This is a genomic window from Weissella sp. ESL1156 (genome assembly GCF_058505625.1).
Genome location: NZ_CP196372.1, coordinates 1,371,583 through 1,390,568 on the forward strand (window position 1 = coordinate 1,371,583; position 18,986 = coordinate 1,390,568).

Consider the following 18,986-nt stretch of genomic DNA (forward strand, 5'->3'; position numbering starts at 1 on the left):
AACATGGACTTAGAAACGTTGGTAACAAAACATCCCCAAATCAAAGATTTAATCAATGAACAGCCAATTTTTTGGCGCAACCCAGATTATGCTCAGCAGGCTGATCTCCCTTTTTCAAAATCAGATATTTTTGATGCCGTTGCTCGTCTAGACCGCTTTGCACCTTACATAGCGACTGTCTTCCCGGAAACGGCTGAAACAAACGGCATGATTGAATCTCCCTTGATTTTATTAGATAACATGCAAAAAATTTGGAATCATCAAAACCATCAGCTTGCTGGTCATTTGTATCTAAAAGCTGATAGCCAATTACCAATCTCCGGCTCAATCAAATCTCGCGGGGGCATCTACGAAGTGCTAAAATTTGCCGAAGAAATCGCAATGACTCATGGTAACTTAGCTTACATGGATGATTATCGTATTTTAGCTTCTGATGAATATCGCCAGTTATTTGCTGATTACGGCGTTATCGTGGCTTCAACAGGTAATCTTGCACTAAGCGTTGGCATTGTTGCTGCCACTTTTGGCTTTAAAACAACCGTCTACATGTCACATGATGCTCGTCAATGGAAAAAAGATAAATTACGTGAAAATGGTGTCACTGTCAAAGAATTCAACACGAATTTCTCAGAAGTCATCCCGAAAGCACGTGCTGATGCTGCGCTTGATCCAAATAGCCATTTTGTAGATGATGAAGGTTCAAGCGATTTATTCTTAGGCTATGCTGTTGCAGCTGTTCGCTTACAAAAACAGCTAAAGAATCAGCACATTGCAGTTGATCCAGATCATCCGGTCATCGTTTATCTGCCAGCAGGTGTTGGTGGTAGTCCAAGTGGCGTGACCTTTGGGTTAAAAACAATCTTAGGCCCTGATGTGCACGCCATCTTCTGTGAACCAACACATGTTCCTTCTGTCACCCTTGGTATGATGACAAAATTAAATGACCAGATTTCAGTCTATGACATCGGTCTAGATGGTTTAACCGCTGCCGATGGTCTGGCAGTTGGCCGTCCATCACGCGTTGCTGGTAAGGTCATGCGGACATTGCTATTTGGTAGCGTCACCTTCCCTGACAATGATATTTATCGATATGTCACACAATTAGAAGATACACAGCATATCACTGTTGAGCCTTCAGCGGCTGCCGGTTTTACTGGTATTGCACCAACTATTAAAAATATACCCGCATTCAATACAGCCAATGCAACTCATATCGTTTGGGCAACCGGGGGAAGTATGATGCCACAAAGTGAGCGCGATGACAATTATTCTAAAGGGAAGCAACTTTTAAATCAGTCAAAAGGCGTTCTTATTTAACAATTTCTAAACACAAAAACGATCGAAATCCGTTACCAGATGCCGATCGTTTTTTATTAGCCAAATTATCCGTGCGATGATCACTCCGCGACTTCTCCCGCCTGAGCCGGGTTCTCTTTCTTCAACATAAACACCGCAATAATTGTCACACAAGCGACTAATGCCGCTAAGATGAAATATGTCGTATGGAAGCCAACACTATCATACAGATCACCTGCAATTGTCGAGAAATTAAACAACGATATTTGTTTTGCAAAATTAAATGCCAAGGCGTAAATCGTGGCATACAATCTTAAATCAAATGCGCCAGCAATGTACTTCATTGTTGAGACGAGGAAGAGTGGCATCTCAAATGATGCAAGCAGACGAACAAATGTTAAGAACCAGAAATTAGGTGCAATTGCGCTCAATGTAATCCGTAAGAAAGTTAGAACACCATAAGCAATCAGTCCATTCTTAGCACCAATTTTATTAATGATCCATGGCATTGGAATCATTAATAAGGCTTCTAAAACAATTTGTGTTGTAAGCAAACGACTATATACCACAGTTCGAGCAGCAGCACTAGTAAAGAATGTTTGATAAAATACTGGGAACTGTTGATCAAACACATCATAAATAGCTGATGTTCCCATAAAGAAAATACTTAAAATCCAGAAATTTTTAATTTTAAAAATGGATAAAATTGTTTTAACATTTAAAGGTGCTGAACTTGCGCCTTCTGCTGCATCTTTATTAGCAAAGTTAATACGATCACCAAAAATTACCAGACAAGTTAAAATGATTCCAGCAAGTGAACATATCCAGAAAACCAAGAATGGATTTTTAACAAACACCAAGTCAGCAACGAATGATGCTAATGCGCCTCCAATTGAACCTCCCATACGGGCATGACCATACTCAAAGCCATTAGCTAAACCTGCACGTTCAACATAAGATTCAATAACTGCGACACCACCGTTAAGGACATAGGCTAACGCGAAACCAACAATAATTGCGCCTAACAATGAGTTAAAATGTAGTAATGGTATAAATAGCCACTGAAAAAATGGACCAATTAAGATAGCAGCTATTGTGATTGATAATAGTAATGTCTTCTTAAAGACTAATTTATCTGAAATAATACCAAATACGGGTTGATAAAATAGTGATGCAAATGCTAAAAAAGGAAAAACAAAGCCAGCTTGACCACCACTCAAATTTGCTTCTTGTTTTAGCCAAAGTACCAAGAAACCTTGCACAATTTGCCAGATAAAGAAATAACTGACATCAGTGCCAAAAAAACTCCAAAAATGCTTTTTTGTGTATTTTGCGTTTGATCCATAATCTATACCTTCTTTTCATTAAAGAAATTACTCAACATTAAATGGGGTTGGTTTGCCAAATACTGGAAATCCTTTGTCATCCCAAGTAAATGGTTGCACCATTGTATGACGATTTGGATCATATAATGGATCCCCTTTTATATCTAAGTAATTACGTACGTGATATACTAACAAATCAGTTTTATCATCTTCTGCAACGGTAAAAGAATTATGTCCCGGACCGTATAAACCATTATCAATATCGAATTGAAAGATTGCATGATCAAGTTTATGCCACTTATTTGCATCTAAAATATTGTCCGTATCATTTATCCACAACATCCCCATTGCATAGTTCTCATCAGTCGCAGACCCAGAAAATGTGATAAATATCTTGCCATTTCGTTGCAAAACGGCTGGTCCTTCATTCACTGAAAAAATCTTTGTTTCCCAATCAAATTCAGGTTTTGAAAGCATCACTGGCTTTGTCTTAAGCGTCTAAGGATTCAACATTTCAGCAATATATATTAGAATTACCTTTAATTGTCTTGTCTTTTTGTGTCCAAACATAATAGAGCTTGTCATTATGATTAAATGATGTTGCATCCAAACTGAAGGTATCTTTATCAGTTAAAATTTGTCCCTTTTCATGCCAAGCTGCTTCTCCGATCATTGGGTTATCATTATCACATGCAATACAATACATACGATGTGTAAACATCCCTAATTCATCTAATTCAGTTGTATCAGTAGCAGCAAAATAGATATACCATTTATCATTGATATAATGTATTTCTGGTGCCCAAATCAATTGACTCATTTCACCACTATCATGTTTACGCCAAACAGTTCGCGGCATTGCATGAGCTAATCCGTTAATCGTTTTATCACGACGAATTTCAATTAAATTATAAGCAAGGACAGACGCTGTAAAATAATAATAGCCATCTGTGTGTTTATAAATGTAAGGATCAGCTCGTTGAATAATTAACGGGTTGATGTAACTATCGATCATTTTTTTTACCACCCTTTTCAATGTGTGCTTTATTTTTCAACATGTTCATTTTAAATCATATTGAAAGCGCTTTCGATACATTTTTGTTAATCTTTTGAACTATTTTTATACAACAAATAACATTATTATTGTTTATAAATCACCAAAAAAGCCTTTATATTGCTATATAAAAAATATTTATGTTATTATTAAAACAATGATAAACATTTATGTTATTTTAGTAGTTAGCGTATGCAACTAGATATTTCAGACAATTCATTACCCGTTTACAAAGCATTCGCAAATCCAATGCGTCTAAAAATTATTCAAATTTTATCTCACGAAAAACTTAACGTCAGGGATATTGCTGCACATCTTGGCATTAGTACCACAATCACTTTGAAACATTTGCAGACTTTAGCTGATGCTGGCATTATTGCCTTTGAAAAAAATGGTCATAATAAACTGTCCATGTTGAAAGTAGATAACATTTCAGTCCGATTTCCTGAACGAATTTATGCAGGTATGATTTGGTATTCTAATGGTTTTGTTGAATATCAATCACCTAATTTTTTGACAAAAAATGAACATCTTGAAATGTTAGATCTCTCCATGGAGCTTGGATCAGAATTTCCGTTCTCAAATAATGTTTGACCATCAGACATTACTTTTTACATTAATGATGTTGAAATTGGTACATGGACTAGTCCTGGTGATTTTTCAGATACTCGTGGTAAATACACACCTGACTGGGTACCAGATAATGTTAATCAATATGGTATTCAAAAGATTTTGCGTATTACTGACCATGGTACCTACCTAGACGGGCAACCATTTACTTCAATTTCATTATCTGATATCGATATTTCTAGACAAACTTTTAAAATCCGGCTAGCTATCAAAACAGATGCCGAAAATCAAGGTGGTTGTACCATTTTTGGTAAAGGATTTGGTAATTATGACCAAGACATTAATTTAAAATTATTTTATAGTTGACCCCATAAAAAGAAGCACCTTCAAAATCCTTTATCCACAAAAGAATTTAAAGATGCTCCTTTTTAGTTATAAGGTAATTTATACCTTCATATGTTATTGTATGAAGATAAATTTGTTGCACAATCAACCCAAGGAAGGTAGCAATTTTGAAATTTTTTAAAGGTCTCATACTAATTATTGTTGCCGTCATCGTTTATCATTGGGCAACAACACCCACCATCAGCCAGCAACTTAATCGTCAAGTCACATCATTAACAACTAATTTAAAAACATGGACTGAAAAAATTCCACTGCTCACTGAGAAACAAACAGCGGCACAAACGAAAACAACAACTGAATCATCAACTGGTATTGAATCAATCGTCGTCAATAAAGACCTGGCGAACACTTATACCTATTATTTTGATGATAATGTACCCACTCAAGTCCGCACTGTTTTCTTACAAGCAATTAATATTTATAACAAAACTGGTATTGTTAAAATAACTGCAACTAATCAAAATAACTCAAAAAATACTCTGCGTTTGGGTATTTATAATAAACAAATCAATAGTACAAGTAGTCTGCAAGAACTCGGTGTTGGTGGTCCTAAAATCTACTCAAGATATGGGTTGATTCAATCTGATTATAACCACGGTAAAGCCACTCTTAACACTACTTATCCAATTCGTTTATCAGCCGCTATCCATGAGGTTGGCCACGCACTTGGTTTAGATCATACCCAAAACAAAGATTCAGTCATGTATCCAATTGACCAAGGAAAAACAACTTTATCTGAACAAGACATTACTAATTTGAAAAAAATTTATCAAAAATAATATTGATGTAGTAATGCAGATAACATTAAAAGATGTGAAAATAAATTACGATGCTTTGATCTTTTAGAACACATTTAAAGACTGTCAATCAACCAAGTTAAAATGGCTGATTGACAGCCTTTTTTTGACTAACCACTTAACTTAATTGTTCCATGTGAAACAATTAAATCATCTAATTTGCATAATATTGAATAATATCATGTAATGCCTGCGCTGTCCCTTTATTATGGAGATCGTAATACGACTTAAAACGACTATCTTCTACGTACATTGTCCCAATATTTTTATGCATTTCTGTCGAGTAATTTGGTAAAGTGAAACTTAACCAATTTTTATGTAACATAAAAATTTCTTTTGCAACTTCACTTTCAATCATGGGTTGTTCAATGTAGTTTTTCAAATGGTTAAACAGTGTTCTTTCGGTTGCTTTCATTTCTTCAAAATCAGCTTCTGTCAAACGTAAATATTTTTTATTTGTCTGCTTAACTTCATCTTCACCATATTGATGACACATTTCGTCACCATATTTCTGTTCATTTTCAAGAACTTTCTTTTCCTTAAACGCCATAAATTTTTCAGTATCTGTCATTTCTACTTCCCCTTTATAATACTTCATCGTTTTTTCTAGATTATCTAATAATCCTTCAAGTCGTTCTTTTTTCGCTAATAATTTCTGATAATGTTGTTCAAGTACTTGTTCGACATCAAAATCTACATCATCTAAAATGGATTTAATATCCTCTAAATTCAGGTTTAACTCACGATAATACAAAATCTGTTGTAATCGATTAATTTCTTTTTCTCCATACAAACGATAACCAGATGAATTAATTTGTGCTGGCTTCAACAGTGAAATTTCATCATAATAGCGTAAGGTTCGTGTACTAACCCCTGACAGTTCGGCCGTTTTTTTTATAGTGTAGGCCATGACTATCCCTCCTTCTTTTATGTTAAGTACATCATAAAGGGTAACGTAGCGTTAAGGTCAACTAAAAATTTTAAATATATAAAAAATAGAGATTTCCCAAACAATATTGGAAAATCTCTCTCGTATATATCATGAATAGCATGCGTTAATAAACAACGTCTCTAATCAATTGTCGTTCCCCGTGTTTCTTTGCCTAAGAACAAAATAACAATGATTGCAATGACTAATGCCACACTGAAGACACCAAAAATGTAAGGAAACGATAAATGATGACTCAAGAAAAATCCAATCGATAGTGGTCCTAAAATACCTCCTAAACGACCAAATCCTTCTGCCGCACCATTAGCAGTTGCTCGAATAGCTGCTGGATATAATTCTGGCGTATAAGCATACATCGCACCCCAAGCACCAAGATTAAAGAATGATAGTAACATCCCCGAAATCATGATCATGGTTAAACTCGTTGAAAAGCCAAATACAGCTGCAAAAATAGCAGTTCCAGCTAAGAATGTCGCAATAACTGGCTTACGACCCCACTTTTCAACCAACCAAGCTGACGTAAAGTAACCAGGTAATTGGGCTAATGTCATAATAACAACGTACCCAAAACTATTCACCGTACTAAAGCCCTTACCAATTAAGACACTGGGTAGCCACAAAAAGATACCATAATATGAAAACATGATCATAAACCATGCTATCCATAACATAATCGTTTGGTTGCGGTGCTCAGCATGAAATAATTTCTTTAACTTTTCTATAACAGATTCTTTGGGTACTTGTGTCACATTTTTCGCTTGTTTATCATTTGGTAAATGACGACGCAAAATGAAAACATAGAACGCTGTACATGCAGAAATAACTAATGTGATTCGCCAACCAAAATGAGGCATAACGAAATAGGCTAGCAAACTAGCAATCAACCAGCCAATCGCCCAAAAACTTTCTAATAGCACAATTATTCGGCCACGTTTTTCTTTTGGGACACGCTCGGACACAAGAGTTGTGGCAACTGGTAACTCACCACCTAAACCAACACCCACAAAAAACCTAAGAACGATAAAACTAACAAATCCAATAGTCAAGGCTGATAAACCTGTCGCAATTGAAAAAATTAATAAAGTTGTCATTAACATGAGCTTACGCCCTTTTTGATCAGCCAATGCACCAAAAGTAATGGCTCCCACCGCTAATCCAATAGAATTAACAGACCCAATCCATCCGACTTGGACAGATGATAGTCCCCACTCCTGTTGAATAGCAACCAAAATAAATGATAATAGGCCAACATCCATTGCATCAAATAACCAAGCTAATCCGGTTACCGTCAACAATTTTTTAATATTACTCATAACGCTTCACAATACTGATTGCTTTAAAATCAGTTCACTCCCATCTAGGTGTCTTGTCACCTTGCAATGGTTAAATCATAGCAATCCTTAGGGTGTCTTGTCAACCCAATTAATTTTCATATAAAATATGTAATTGCCGAAGCGCGTTTTTTGCTGTTTCCAAAGTGGCAACATCTCTATATTCAATGCGATGCATGTGAAGGCCATTCGTTAAGGTTGATAATGGTTCCCCATTTGTTTGATCTAGATGATAAACAAATTGTTTGACATCAGCAATCGACTGAATCGCTAATTCACCTTTTAATAAACCATAAACTGGATGATCGACCTGCACATCTGCAATCATGACACCTGCTTGTACCAATGCTGTTAGTTCATCTTCTATCTGATCTGCATCATGTTGCACGACCAAAATCGTACTATACTGCTGTTTTGTTTGATAGCGATACCCTTGTGGTGTTGCTGTAATTTGCTCTCCTCTGGCACGTAACAACGCAATATCACCAACAATCGTTTGGCGTGAAACATGGAATTGCTTGGCAAACTTATTGGCACTAATTACTGTATCTGGATTACTTAAAGCTGCTTTAATCGCCGCTTGTCGTTGAATACCCGTCATTTGCTCACCCCTTTTATTTTTTATTCCTTAACTATAAATATAACCTGATGGACCATATAATAAAATCTTTCTAGGCTATTTTACAATTAATTATGCCAGTTTTTACGATTTTACAGCAAAAATAAATTTAAATGATAAAATAATTAGAAAGAACTCATGAAATATTAGGAGACACGACTATGACAATTATTAATGGTTATGAATTAAGTGAACGAGAGCAACCGCTACAAGTCATTAATTTACCTTCTTTAGAGGCGCAAGCAAAAGAGATTATGCCAAAAGGTAGTTTTGATTTTATTCGCGGTGGCTCTGAAGATGAATGGACACTAAATGAAAATACAACTGCCTTTAATCATGTACAAATCCTACCACATGTTTTATCAAATATTGGTAACCCCGATACATCCACTAATATTTTTGGCTTACCTTTGCAAACACCTTTTGTTATGGCGCCTGCTGCTGCACAAGGGATTGCTCATATACGTGGTGAAATTGCCACTGCTGAGGGCATGTCAGCTACCGGTTCTCTAATGACTCAAAGTACTTATTCATCTAAGCGCATTGCGGATGCTGCAGCCGCTGGATATGGCTCGCCACAATTCTTCCAACTTTATCTTAGCCAAGATAATCATTTAAACAAATTTCTTTTAGATAAAGCAGCTGCAGCAGGTTGTCAAGCAATCGTTGTCACGACTGATATTACAGCTGAAGGTTATCGTGAAGCCGATATTGTTAATGACTTTCATTTTCCTGTGCCAATGGCCAACCTTGAAGACTATCAGTCAGGGTCTGGTCAATCAAATCAGATGGCTGGACATGGTAAAGATGTTTTTGATAATGAATTACACCAGATTGGCATAACAGATATTAAACGCGTAATCGATTATACTCATTTACCAGTCATCATAAAAGGCATTCAAACACCTGAAGATGCCATGCTTGCTATCAATGCTGGTGCTAAGGGTATCTGGGTATCAAATCATGGCGGCCGTCAATTAAATGGTGGCCCAGCTTCATTTGATGTCTTACCAGGTATTGCCACAGCTGTTAATCATCGTGTCCCAATTATTTTCGATGGCGGTGTGCGTCGTGGTTCGCACGCCTTCAAAGCCTTGGCATGTGGTGCGGATTTAATTGGATTGTCACGGCCCATTATTTATGGTTTAGCTTTAGGTGGCGCTCAAGGTGTTGCTTCAGTTGTTAATCAATTGACGCATGAGCTAAAGATTACAATGCAATTGGCAGGCACCAAAACAATCGCTGACGTCCAAAAAGCAAAGTTATTTCAATAAATATAAACGAAGACATTGGGCTGTTATATGCAAAAGGAGCTGTTGATCTGGTCAATCAACAGCTCCTTTAATGATGTTTATCGCATTAACGCTAAATCAGTGTAACGAATTAATTCATTATTATTTTCATCAACAGAATGTTCATCGATAAAGAAACTAAATTCAGTTAACATTTGTTCAATATCATCTGGATTTTTTACCGTAATAGTAATCTTGGGACCCAAATCAGACGTCGTGAAATAACCCTCTGCGGATTTTTCTAAGAAAATTTGTCCTTTCAACGGCAAAACCGTCATCATAGTAGCAATTGATATGCGAGGTGTTAGTGTCATGATAATAATCCTTTCCAAGAGAACGCTTGTTTATCTATTTACTTCATCAATCATTTGACTTATTAGTTCTAGTATAGCAGATTTTCACTTACTATTTGTCTTAATGATTGATGATACACTGACATAACTGTCTCTCTATTGAAACGCTTACATTAATTAAGCCCAGATTTTTTTCGCTGTTTCAATAACAAAGCGTAACTTATGCCATTGTTCTTCTTGCGTTAACTTGTTCCCCTCCTCAGTTGAAGCAAAACCACATTGTGTTGATAACGCCAAATTTTCCAGCGGTATAATTTTGGCTGCCTCTTGAACCCTAGCAATAATGGCATCTTGATCTTCCAATGTTGGCTTTTTAGAGGTAACTAATCCTAAAACGATGCGCTTATTTTGATCACCATGCCATATTTGCTCAAGTGGTGCAAACGATCCTGAACGACTATCATCAAATTCTAGAAAGATACCATCATAATTTAATTGACCTAAATATGAAGCAACGTCTTCATAGCCACCAGAAAATAGATACGTTGACTGAAAGTTTCCCCGACAGATATGTGTCGTGACTGTTAAGTCTTCAGGCAAGTCAGCTAGTGCACTGTTAATGACCTTCAGAGCATTTGCTGCCATCTGCAAATATTCTTGATGCGCTTTTTGATCACCAACTATTTCATGCAATTTACTAATCAAATATGCCCAAGTTGTGTCATCCAATTGCACATATCATGCACCCAAATCATAAAAATGTTGGATTGTCTGATGATAGGCTGTTGCCAAATCGGCTAAATATTCATCATATGTTTCATAAAATTTTGACCAATTGTCACTTCGATTATCACGGAAAAGCATTGTTGGTGATGGTATCGTTTGCTTTGGTGTCACACCATCAGGCGTAATAGATGCTAAATACTCGTAGCTTGCAAAAAATGGATGATTTGGATTATAAGCTACTTTACCAACTAATTACACGTTATCAGTCCGCGTTTTGCTACCATGAAATTTGTAACTTTCATGATAATCATATGTATCGACCCCATTTAATCCCCATAGGAAATCTAAATGCCACCAAGAACGGTTAAATTCACCGTCTGTCACATCCTTTAATCCTAATGCAACTTGTTTTTCAACAATTTTCTTGGTCTCCGCATGCTGCACTGCTATTAATTGATCTTGTGTGATCTCACCTTTTTCAAACTGCTCACGAGCTGCTTTTAAGGCATCTGTTCGTAAAAAGCTACCCACGATATCATAATGATTGGGAAATTTTATTTGAGTTGCTGTTGTCATTGTATCTACTCCTTTAGTGTTTAAAATTAAAAAAGGCCCAAAGACAATAATTGTCTTTGGGCCGAATGATCGCGTTACCATCCCTATTTACATCATTCTATATAAAATACCATACAAAAATAATGCCTCAACAGACCGATAACGAAGTCAGACGTTTTATTTGCATTCACAAATAAAAAATTATCAAAGCTCATCTTCATTACCATTTTCAATGCCTAATCTCATCAAAAAGACTCTCTGTAAAATATATATGGTAACTACTCTTCTCATCTTTTTTTAATATATTCTAATTTAAACAAAAGTTTATCACTGGTAAATTGCATATGCAAGTAAAAAAATTTATTCCATTACATTTAAAAATACAAAGATCTTTTATTTATAATAAACAAGCAGTCTCTCGTCACTAGTTTTTATGATAATCTTTTATTTTACTAACCAACAGCAGGGCTATAATTGCTAACATCATCATTGTTAAAAAGACGCCTTTAAAATGATGTGTTCCCAAAATAACTGTTGCAACGACAATCGCTGTTGATCCCATAATTTGGCGAACTGTCGCAATAATTGATGATCCATGTGGAATCAGTTCATCTTTTAGAGAATTTGCTCCTAGCGTAGTTGCAGGCATCATGGAAAAGGCATTCCCTGCTTCAATAATCATTGTACAAATAATTGCTAGCCAAATATTATGCCAGTCACTACAAAATAGTAACAACGCCCAACCAATTATGAACATGACAAAGCCAAATAACATCACCGTTTTAAAACCAATCTTATCCGCTAACTGCCCGCTCTTTTTATTTAACACAGATAATAAAGCAGCCGCTGGTACTAATGAGAATCCTGACCACAAGGGTGATAGTCCCAACATTTGCTGATAATACAATGGCATGATAATTGTAACTGTAATTAATGACATATATGACAACGAAGTCAGAGCAACGCCTAAATCAAAGTTAGTGATGCGTAAAATATCCAACCGTAACAATGGTTTTGACAGATGCAATTGTCGTTTAACAAACATCACTAATAAAATAAGTGACACACCTAAAATCAACCAGTTTGGATAATCACGCCAGCTCATTTTAGAAACCTCATTAATAAAGTAAAGTAGGCCAATTATACCTGCCGATAAAATCACTGAAATAAAATCAAAATGCGACTTTTCTATCGCTAACGGACTTTGCACAAATTTTAAGGCTAATATAAATACAATGATTAATACCATCAAAAAAAGGCCGAAAATAGCTTGCCAATGAAAAAATTGCAGTACAATACCCGATATAATTGGACCAGCTGCCAAAGCTGAGCCCATCACCAAACCAACCGTTCCCATAACGGTACCGCGATGTTCTTTGGGTGTAATCGCTAAAATAATTGATTGGTATGATGGAAATAACACGCCAACACTAAAACCTTCCATCAAGCGTCCGACCATCATTAATGGAAAATTAGGTGCCAAAATAATAAATAACGTCCCAACTGCAAAAATACCTAACAAACTCAGATATAATTTTTTAAATGGCATGTTGCTCATTAACCATGGTGATAATGGCATCACCACTGACATCATTAACATAAAACCCGTTGTTAACCAAGCAATGGTACTCGCAGGTAAATGAAAATATGCCATAAATGTCGGATATGCTGTCGATAAACTTGACTGGCTAATTGACATCGTAAAAGTGCCTAACAACAATGTTAAAACAAATAGGTTCCTTTTTGATTGACTTAATGCCATACAATAAACATCCTTTCATGATAAATTAAGATTCGAATTTATTATAATCTTATTCATATGACTTTATTTTTAATAAAAAAATATTTTTTATCGAAAAATTTTTCAGTGTTTCACTGTTATTTCGTACTTATTTTGATATGATAAAAGCAATCAATCATTATTTCATAAACGAAAGTGTCGGACTAATATGGCTATTAACTTAACTGTCTGTATTAATCAAAAAACAACAGATATCATTTGGACAGAAAAAAATATCAGTATCCAATTATTACCAAAGATGCCCGCAAATATTGCGACACAAACTATTGTCTTACTATTTCAAAAGAAACAATTACAAAATATTGTCATGGCCACTGACGTTCAAACAACCAATGCAGACGATATAATGTTGATTACCTTACCAACTTCAAATTGGGAATCTACACCAACATATATCTGCCGCCAATTAATTCTAACAGCACAAACGAATGGCTTACTCTCTGATAAAATTGTTGAAAAAGTACCTCATCATATTCAAACCCAATTAGAACCAACAATCGCTGGTTTAATAACAATTATGGCTCGCTTTGGCTATTATTTTCAAAATATTAAGTCCAAAAAGGTTGCTAAACCTCGACATCAATGGACAAAGGAAATTGCTACTGAACCTTTTTATATCAATTATGAAGGAGCCAAAGCAACTGTTTATTGGCAGCAACGAAATCAATTATTGATTAAGAAAGGCGCAATCATGCGTTCAGATACGCCTTTAAACAAAGATGGCTCAGTTGGCTTTTCTGCACGTTTCGGTGAAAAACTTCGTAGTGAACACACCAACGACTTTGATAACAATATAACGACTACTGACATTATTCTGAAAAGTGTTAATGAAGTTGGCCTTTTTCTATACTTTGCAGGTACTAACAGTTGGTTACAAATCAAAAACGAAGCTGGCAAAACATTAAATGAATTAACTATCATTAGATAATCATTATGACAATGCGGTTGCAGTCTTTTGAGCCATTTTTAAAGCCATCAATCTCCCTTATAAAAATAGGAAAATTGATGGCTTTTTCAAAATGCAATTACAATTAGTGCATGAGCTATTTTTTAAATTAACATAAATCTGTTATTACTTTGTTGTGTTTTCTCTTTTCAAGAGTAATAAATTTAGTATAACAGCTGTAATGGCTGCAACTGTAATGGGTGAGCCCAACAAATATTGTAACAACTGTGGCGCTGCGTTTGTTACCTTATCAGGTAGAAAAACAAGTGCTAGCGTCATCACAATTGGTACACCAATGACATAACCCTTATTGCCAGTCATATTCAAGTCACCGATAACATTCAAACCACTCAACATGATAATAACGACAATCACTGCGAATATCCCACCAATCACCGCAGAAGGTACAGCTGCCAATAGTGCTGATAATTTACCAAAAAATCCCAGAATAACAAACCAAATACCAGCAGCAACGAAAACACGACGACTTGCAACACCAGTAATTGATACTACCCCAGCGTTCGTTGAATAACCTGTCATTGGTGTGCTACCCAACAAAGCTGAGATAGCACAACTCACACCTTCACCAATAATGCCACGATTCCATTGCTGATCAGTTATCTTTTCGTTGGTTACTGCACTCATTGCAAACCAAGTACCAGTTGTCTCTGAAGTTAGCACCATAAAAATAATAATAAATGTAATAATAGCTGATAAATTAAAGCTAATGCCATAATGTAGCGCTGTAAACTTAGGTAAACTAAACCAAGCTGCATCATTAACCGTTTGCCAATTCATAACGCCCATAAAAGAAGACGCGATTGTCCCAACTGCTAAAGCAATCACAATCGAACCAATCTTAAATATTTTTTGCAATTTTGGTAAATATGTACCAATCGCAATTGATACAAGTAAAGCAGCCATTGTAATTGCTGCTAATTCAATATTTTGAAAAACATTACCACTCGCTTTAAAAATATTATCATTTAAGGCTGACGGTAATAACGATAGTCCAACACAAGTAATAATTGTTCCCCCAACAATTGCAGGGACTAATGCATTAACAATCTTTTGATAAACACCTGAGAGTCCTAACAAGATTAACAGAATAGCACCAACTAATGTTGCGCCAATAACAGCGGACATTCCCCCATGAGCAGCGCCATTGGCAAAATAAACACCAGCAACTGCTCCAACAGGTACATAAGATGGACCTTGTGACATTGGCATCTTCATAAACACTGATGTTTGTAGCAATGTTCCTATGCCACAAGCCAAAAATGCAACCTGTAAAAATCCTGTTGTCTGCGTAGCACTTAATGATAGTAGTCCTGCAATAATTAGCGGTGGTACGTAAACATCCATTGCTAGCACATGTTGTAATCCTAATAAACCTGCCTCAGCAACCGGTACCTTATCATTCGCACCAATTAGCAACCCGCTCTTCTCTTCAGCCATGAACTTCTCTTCTCCTTTTAGTCCACTATGTTTCACATGAAACAATTTACTTAACAAATATTCCTTGCGTCATGACATGATCAATTTCCGATGATGTTGTCTGATACATTAATTTTTCAAACATCTCCGTCGCATTTTGGTGTCCAAATGTTGGATACTTGGTATGCAAAATTTGTAAATCCGCTGCATAACCTGTTTTTATCTGACCTGTTGTTAAATTCAAACTTTCGGCACCACCAATCGTTGCCATATAGAAGGCATTTTTAGCAGTAATTGATGTCTCTTTACGCCCACGTTCTTCAGGCGCTAAACGATTATCAACACCATCATTTAACAGCCGTGCCGACATAATTGCTTGCCGAATATTTTGATAAATACTGGCATCAAATCCACCAGAAATATCTGTTCCCAAACCAACTTTTACATTCTTAGCCAAAATTTTTCTGGCGGGCATAACAGCATTTCCAAAATAAACATTTGAAATTGGACAGTGCGCAATACCAACACCCCGTGTTTTAAATCTATTCAAGTCCTCGTCATTTAGCATGGTACCATGTGCCATAACTGCTTTATTCGTTAATAAACCAAATTGATCAAGCACTGCTGCATCTCGTTGACCATGTGTTTCCAATGCATAGCCATTTTCCCAATCACTTTCACTACAGTGTGATTGAATCGGCAAATCATATTTCGCTGCCAATTTTCCCAAACCAGCCAGTACCTCATCCGTACAAGACGGTAAAAATCGAGGCGTAATAACCGGTGTGACAGGTATTGGTTGTTGGTCATTTAATTTTTCAACGATATGAATAAACTCTTCTGTGTCTGCTAATGCAGATTGTGCTGATTTATCACGATAATATTCAGGTGTTTGTTCTGGATTATCCATCACGACTTTGCCAACAAATCCTCGTTGATGATGTGCTAAACAAGCTTTCGCCAATGCCACATTTCCGGTATTGTCTACAGAACCAAAATAAAGCGCTGTTGTCGTCCCATTAGCCAGCATCGTCTCAACCAGATTGTCATAAACTAAGTGCGCAAATTGAGCATCTTTAAATTTTGCTTCCAACGGAAATGTGTATTCTTCCAGCCACTCATATAATGGTCGATCAAGGGCCAAACCTGCATTTGGCCATTGTGGAGCATGTACGTGTAAGTCAATAAATCCTGGCAGAATGACTTGATCATTTGCCAATACGACTAATGAATCATTAGCTTTTGCCTTTTCTAGGATTGCTGAATAGTCGCTGTCAGTTGGCTTTGCAATGTGCGCAATGTTTCCCTGTTCGTTGATACAAATTAAGCTATCTGCTTGATACATAATTTGATTTTTATCAAGGGCCGTATAATAGCCACCCTTAAGAACTGTTTGATAAATAATAATAGTCACCTCAAAAATTCGATTGTTTGTGAACAAATCAAATTATAACAAACATTTGCACCATCCGCACCTAAATAAGTATAAAAAAATTAACTAAAACAAATCAATCATTTAAATTGTTCGTTTTTATCCATTAGTAACCTACACATTGATTTAAGGGTCACTAACGAATATAATAATTGTATATTAAAAATTTAGGAATGGACACACGCTTTTTATGAAAAAAAATCAAACACACAGATTAGCTCTCGCTGCCATGATGACTGCGATTTTAATCGTTTTAGGTATCTTTCCAGGAATCCCCTTAGGCTTTATTCCTATCCCAATCGTCTTGCAAAATTTAGGTGTCCTATTAGCTAGTGAAATTCTAGGACCGAAGTATGGTACATTATCATTAGCCTTATTTTTGGCATTAGCCTTGTTTGGATTGCCTGTTCTATCTGGTGGTCGTGGTGGTGCTGCTATTTTTATTGGACCAACAGGTGGTTATCTTTTTGCTTGGTTATTCGTACCTGCTGTCCTTGGTTCAATTATTTATCTATTTCATCAAAAGGGATTACTATCTTGGTGGCTAGAATTAATCATTGTTCTCGTTGCTGGTGTTTTATTGATTGATTTTATCGGTTCAGTCTGGCTATCTATCCAGTCACATATGCCATTCATGACTGCCCTAACGTCAAATATTGCTTTCTTGCCTGGTGATACGATCAAAGCCATTTTATCTGTCATCATTTCAAGACGATTAAGAAAGCTCCCTGTTTTACAAGGTATTTTTTAAAGGAGTTCTATTTTGGTAACAACAAAACAACAAGTATTATATGAATTATTAGCAAAGAAAGGCACCTGGCTTTCAGGTGACAAATTAGCGACAGACTTAAACGTTAGTCGCGAAAGTATTTGGAAAGCAATCAATGCGCTAAAAAAGAAAAATCATGACATTATTAGTCGTAAAAATCTTGGTTATCAATATATAGGCACGCCCTTTTTAGATGCTGACATTATTCATTACTACGAAAACGAGCCACTCTTTGAAGCAATCTATATTGAAAAAGAAGTGACTTCAACACAATTTTTAGCAAAACAATATTTAACAACGCACACTATCACACAGCCAGTTATTTTTGCTGCTGAATCACAAACAAATGGCTATGGTCGTCGAGGACGTGCATTCTTTTCACCAGCTACTAGTGGCTTGTATTTTACTATTATTTTGCCAAATACATCTGATGATTGGTCACAAGTCGGTTTACTAACTACCGGCATGGCCGTTGTCATTGCACAAACCCTTGAAGAATTTTTCCCAGAACAGCACATTGACCTAAAATGGGTAAATGATTTGTTTATCGATGATAAAAAAGTTGGAGGTATCATCACAGAAGCCAACATTGAACTAGAATCACAGTCTACATCAGCTTTTATTATGGGCGTTGGTCTAAATCTAACAACGAAAAATTTCCCAAATGAACTTGCTAATATTGCGCAAGGTATCAACCAAACAGCGTCAATCGATCGCAACTGTTTATTAGTTACCTTAGCAAAACGTATCATTACAGCTTACAATGACGGTAATGTTGCGTCACTGTTAACAGAATATCGTCGTCGTTCAAACGTCATTGGTAAACGTGTCACGTTGAAATTAGGTACCCGTACGATTACTGGTGTTGCAAAACAGATCGCTGACGATGGTGGTTTAGTCATCCAAGATGAAAATGGCATGACAAAATCATTTACAAGTGGTGAGGTGATTAAAACTCATGTCTTCTAATCCCACCCCCCTTGATCCAACAATATATGGCATTGACATTGATCAAGACGGTCGTTGCCAACACTATCATACTGAAAATGACGTTGCTGCACTCCTTTGCCAGACATGTCAACAGTATTTTGCTTGTTATTTGTGCCATGATCAATTAATGACCCATCAATTTGTCCCAACAAATCCGGATGAGCAGTCGATTCTTTGCGGTGTCTGTCGTCATACAATGGATTATCAAATTTATGCTAAAAATCGTTGTCCGTTTTGCCAACATTCGTTTAATCCACGTTGTCAATTACATCACCATATTTATTTTAAAGCTTAGTTTTTTAAACATATTTAAACTCCAAATATGACGTGAAGATTATCGTGATACAGATTGAGACCCAAATAGGCAGTACACTCGTTGTTATCATAACTTTTATCTTT

At 36.1% G+C, this 18,986-nt stretch carries 15 protein-coding genes and 3 pseudogenes; 8 read left to right on the forward strand and 10 right to left on the reverse strand.

The genetic code is table 11. The annotated features are described in order from the left end of the window. The first annotated feature begins 3 nt into the window (after positions 1-3). Complete coding sequence (dsdA, locus tag ACSKY2_RS07085) at positions 4-1,317, forward strand: D-serine ammonia-lyase (RefSeq protein WP_489877271.1); 1,314 nt, start codon at positions 4-6, stop codon at positions 1,315-1,317. An 80-nt stretch (positions 1,318-1,397) separates the two neighbouring features. On the opposite strand, the gene ACSKY2_RS07090 is transcribed toward dsdA, so the two are convergent. Together ACSKY2_RS07090 and ACSKY2_RS07095 are read right to left on the reverse strand one after the other, a co-directional pair. Then, on the reverse strand, positions 1,398-2,648 hold the full coding sequence (locus ACSKY2_RS07090) for an oligosaccharide MFS transporter (protein ID WP_489878240.1): 1,251 nt from the start codon (positions 2,646-2,648) through the stop codon (positions 1,398-1,400). Positions 2,649-2,669: 21 nt separating this feature from the next. Then, positions 2,670-3,636, reverse strand: a pseudogene (locus ACSKY2_RS07095) (glycoside hydrolase family 43 protein). Positions 3,637-3,867: 231 nt separating this feature from the next. Here ACSKY2_RS07095 and ACSKY2_RS07100 point away from each other — a divergent pair. After that, positions 3,868-4,611: pseudogene (locus ACSKY2_RS07100) on the forward strand (ArsR/SmtB family transcription factor). A 146-nt stretch (positions 4,612-4,757) separates the two neighbouring features. Beyond that, positions 4,758-5,429 carry a matrixin family metalloprotease gene (locus ACSKY2_RS07105; RefSeq protein ID WP_489877272.1) on the forward strand — a complete coding sequence of 224 codons (672 nt, stop codon included), beginning with the start codon at positions 4,758-4,760 and terminating at the stop codon, positions 5,427-5,429. A gap of 172 nt (positions 5,430-5,601) precedes the next feature. Here the strand turns inward: ACSKY2_RS07105 and ACSKY2_RS07110 are convergent, their stop codons facing one another. The 3 genes from ACSKY2_RS07110 to ACSKY2_RS07120 form a co-directional block, all read right to left on the reverse strand. Continuing rightward, on the reverse strand, positions 5,602-6,357 hold the full coding sequence (locus tag ACSKY2_RS07110; protein WP_489877273.1) for a MerR family transcriptional regulator: 756 nt from the start codon (positions 6,355-6,357) through the stop codon (positions 5,602-5,604). Between the two features lie 161 nt (positions 6,358-6,518). After that, positions 6,519-7,709, reverse strand: a complete 1,191-nt coding sequence (locus ACSKY2_RS07115) for an MFS transporter (protein WP_489840493.1) — start codon at positions 7,707-7,709, stop codon at positions 6,519-6,521. Between the two features lie 109 nt (positions 7,710-7,818). After that, positions 7,819-8,328 (reverse strand): 3H domain-containing protein, encoded by a 510-nt coding sequence (locus ACSKY2_RS07120; RefSeq protein WP_489840492.1) that lies wholly within the window; start codon positions 8,326-8,328, stop codon positions 7,819-7,821. A gap of 179 nt (positions 8,329-8,507) precedes the next feature. Here ACSKY2_RS07120 and ACSKY2_RS07125 point away from each other — a divergent pair, with 179 nt between their 5' ends. Continuing rightward, the gene (locus ACSKY2_RS07125; protein ID WP_489877274.1) at positions 8,508-9,620 is read left to right on the forward strand and encodes an alpha-hydroxy-acid oxidizing protein; all 1,113 of its coding nucleotides are present in this window, start codon (positions 8,508-8,510) and stop codon (positions 9,618-9,620) included. Between the two features lie 77 nt (positions 9,621-9,697). Here the strand turns inward: ACSKY2_RS07125 and ACSKY2_RS07130 are convergent, their stop codons facing one another. The 3 genes and pseudogenes from ACSKY2_RS07130 to ACSKY2_RS07140 form a co-directional block, all read right to left on the reverse strand. After that, on the reverse strand, positions 9,698-9,952 hold the full coding sequence (locus ACSKY2_RS07130) for a hypothetical protein (RefSeq protein WP_489840490.1): 255 nt from the start codon (positions 9,950-9,952) through the stop codon (positions 9,698-9,700). 156 nt (positions 9,953-10,108) lie between these two features. Beyond that, positions 10,109-11,233, reverse strand: a pseudogene (locus tag ACSKY2_RS07135) (vitamin B12 independent methionine synthase). 403 nt (positions 11,234-11,636) lie between these two features. Beyond that, on the reverse strand, positions 11,637-12,974 hold the full coding sequence (locus ACSKY2_RS07140; protein WP_489877275.1) for an MFS transporter: 1,338 nt from the start codon (positions 12,972-12,974) through the stop codon (positions 11,637-11,639). Between the two features lie 187 nt (positions 12,975-13,161). Here ACSKY2_RS07140 and ACSKY2_RS07145 point away from each other — a divergent pair, with 187 nt between their 5' ends. Continuing rightward, on the forward strand, positions 13,162-13,941 hold the full coding sequence (locus ACSKY2_RS07145) for a hypothetical protein (protein WP_489877276.1): 780 nt from the start codon (positions 13,162-13,164) through the stop codon (positions 13,939-13,941). Between the two features lie 144 nt (positions 13,942-14,085). On the opposite strand, the gene ACSKY2_RS07150 is transcribed toward ACSKY2_RS07145, so the two are convergent. Both ACSKY2_RS07150 and guaD read right to left on the reverse strand, forming a co-directional pair. After that, entirely contained in the window at positions 14,086-15,417 is a 1,332-nt protein-coding gene (locus tag ACSKY2_RS07150) for a uracil-xanthine permease family protein (RefSeq protein ID WP_489877277.1), read from the reverse strand. A gap of 46 nt (positions 15,418-15,463) precedes the next feature. Continuing rightward, entirely contained in the window at positions 15,464-16,810 is a 1,347-nt protein-coding gene (guaD, locus tag ACSKY2_RS07155) for a guanine deaminase (protein WP_489840485.1), read from the reverse strand. Positions 16,811-17,018: 208 nt separating this feature from the next. Between guaD and ACSKY2_RS07160 the strand changes: the two genes are divergently transcribed. The 3 genes from ACSKY2_RS07160 to ACSKY2_RS07170 are packed head-to-tail and all read left to right on the forward strand — an operon-like array spanning position 17,019 to position 18,882. Beyond that, complete coding sequence (locus tag ACSKY2_RS07160; protein ID WP_489877278.1) at positions 17,019-17,579, forward strand: biotin transporter BioY; 561 nt, start codon at positions 17,019-17,021, stop codon at positions 17,577-17,579. 12 nt (positions 17,580-17,591) lie between these two features. Further along, on the forward strand, positions 17,592-18,566 hold the full coding sequence (locus tag ACSKY2_RS07165; protein ID WP_489877279.1) for a biotin--[acetyl-CoA-carboxylase] ligase: 975 nt from the start codon (positions 17,592-17,594) through the stop codon (positions 18,564-18,566). Beyond that, a complete protein-coding gene (locus ACSKY2_RS07170; protein WP_489877280.1) occupies positions 18,556-18,882 on the forward strand; it encodes a CHY zinc finger protein in 327 nt (108 codons plus the stop codon). The genes ACSKY2_RS07165 and ACSKY2_RS07170 overlap by 11 nt, the downstream gene beginning before the upstream one ends. Positions 18,883-18,986: the final 104 nt, after the last annotated feature.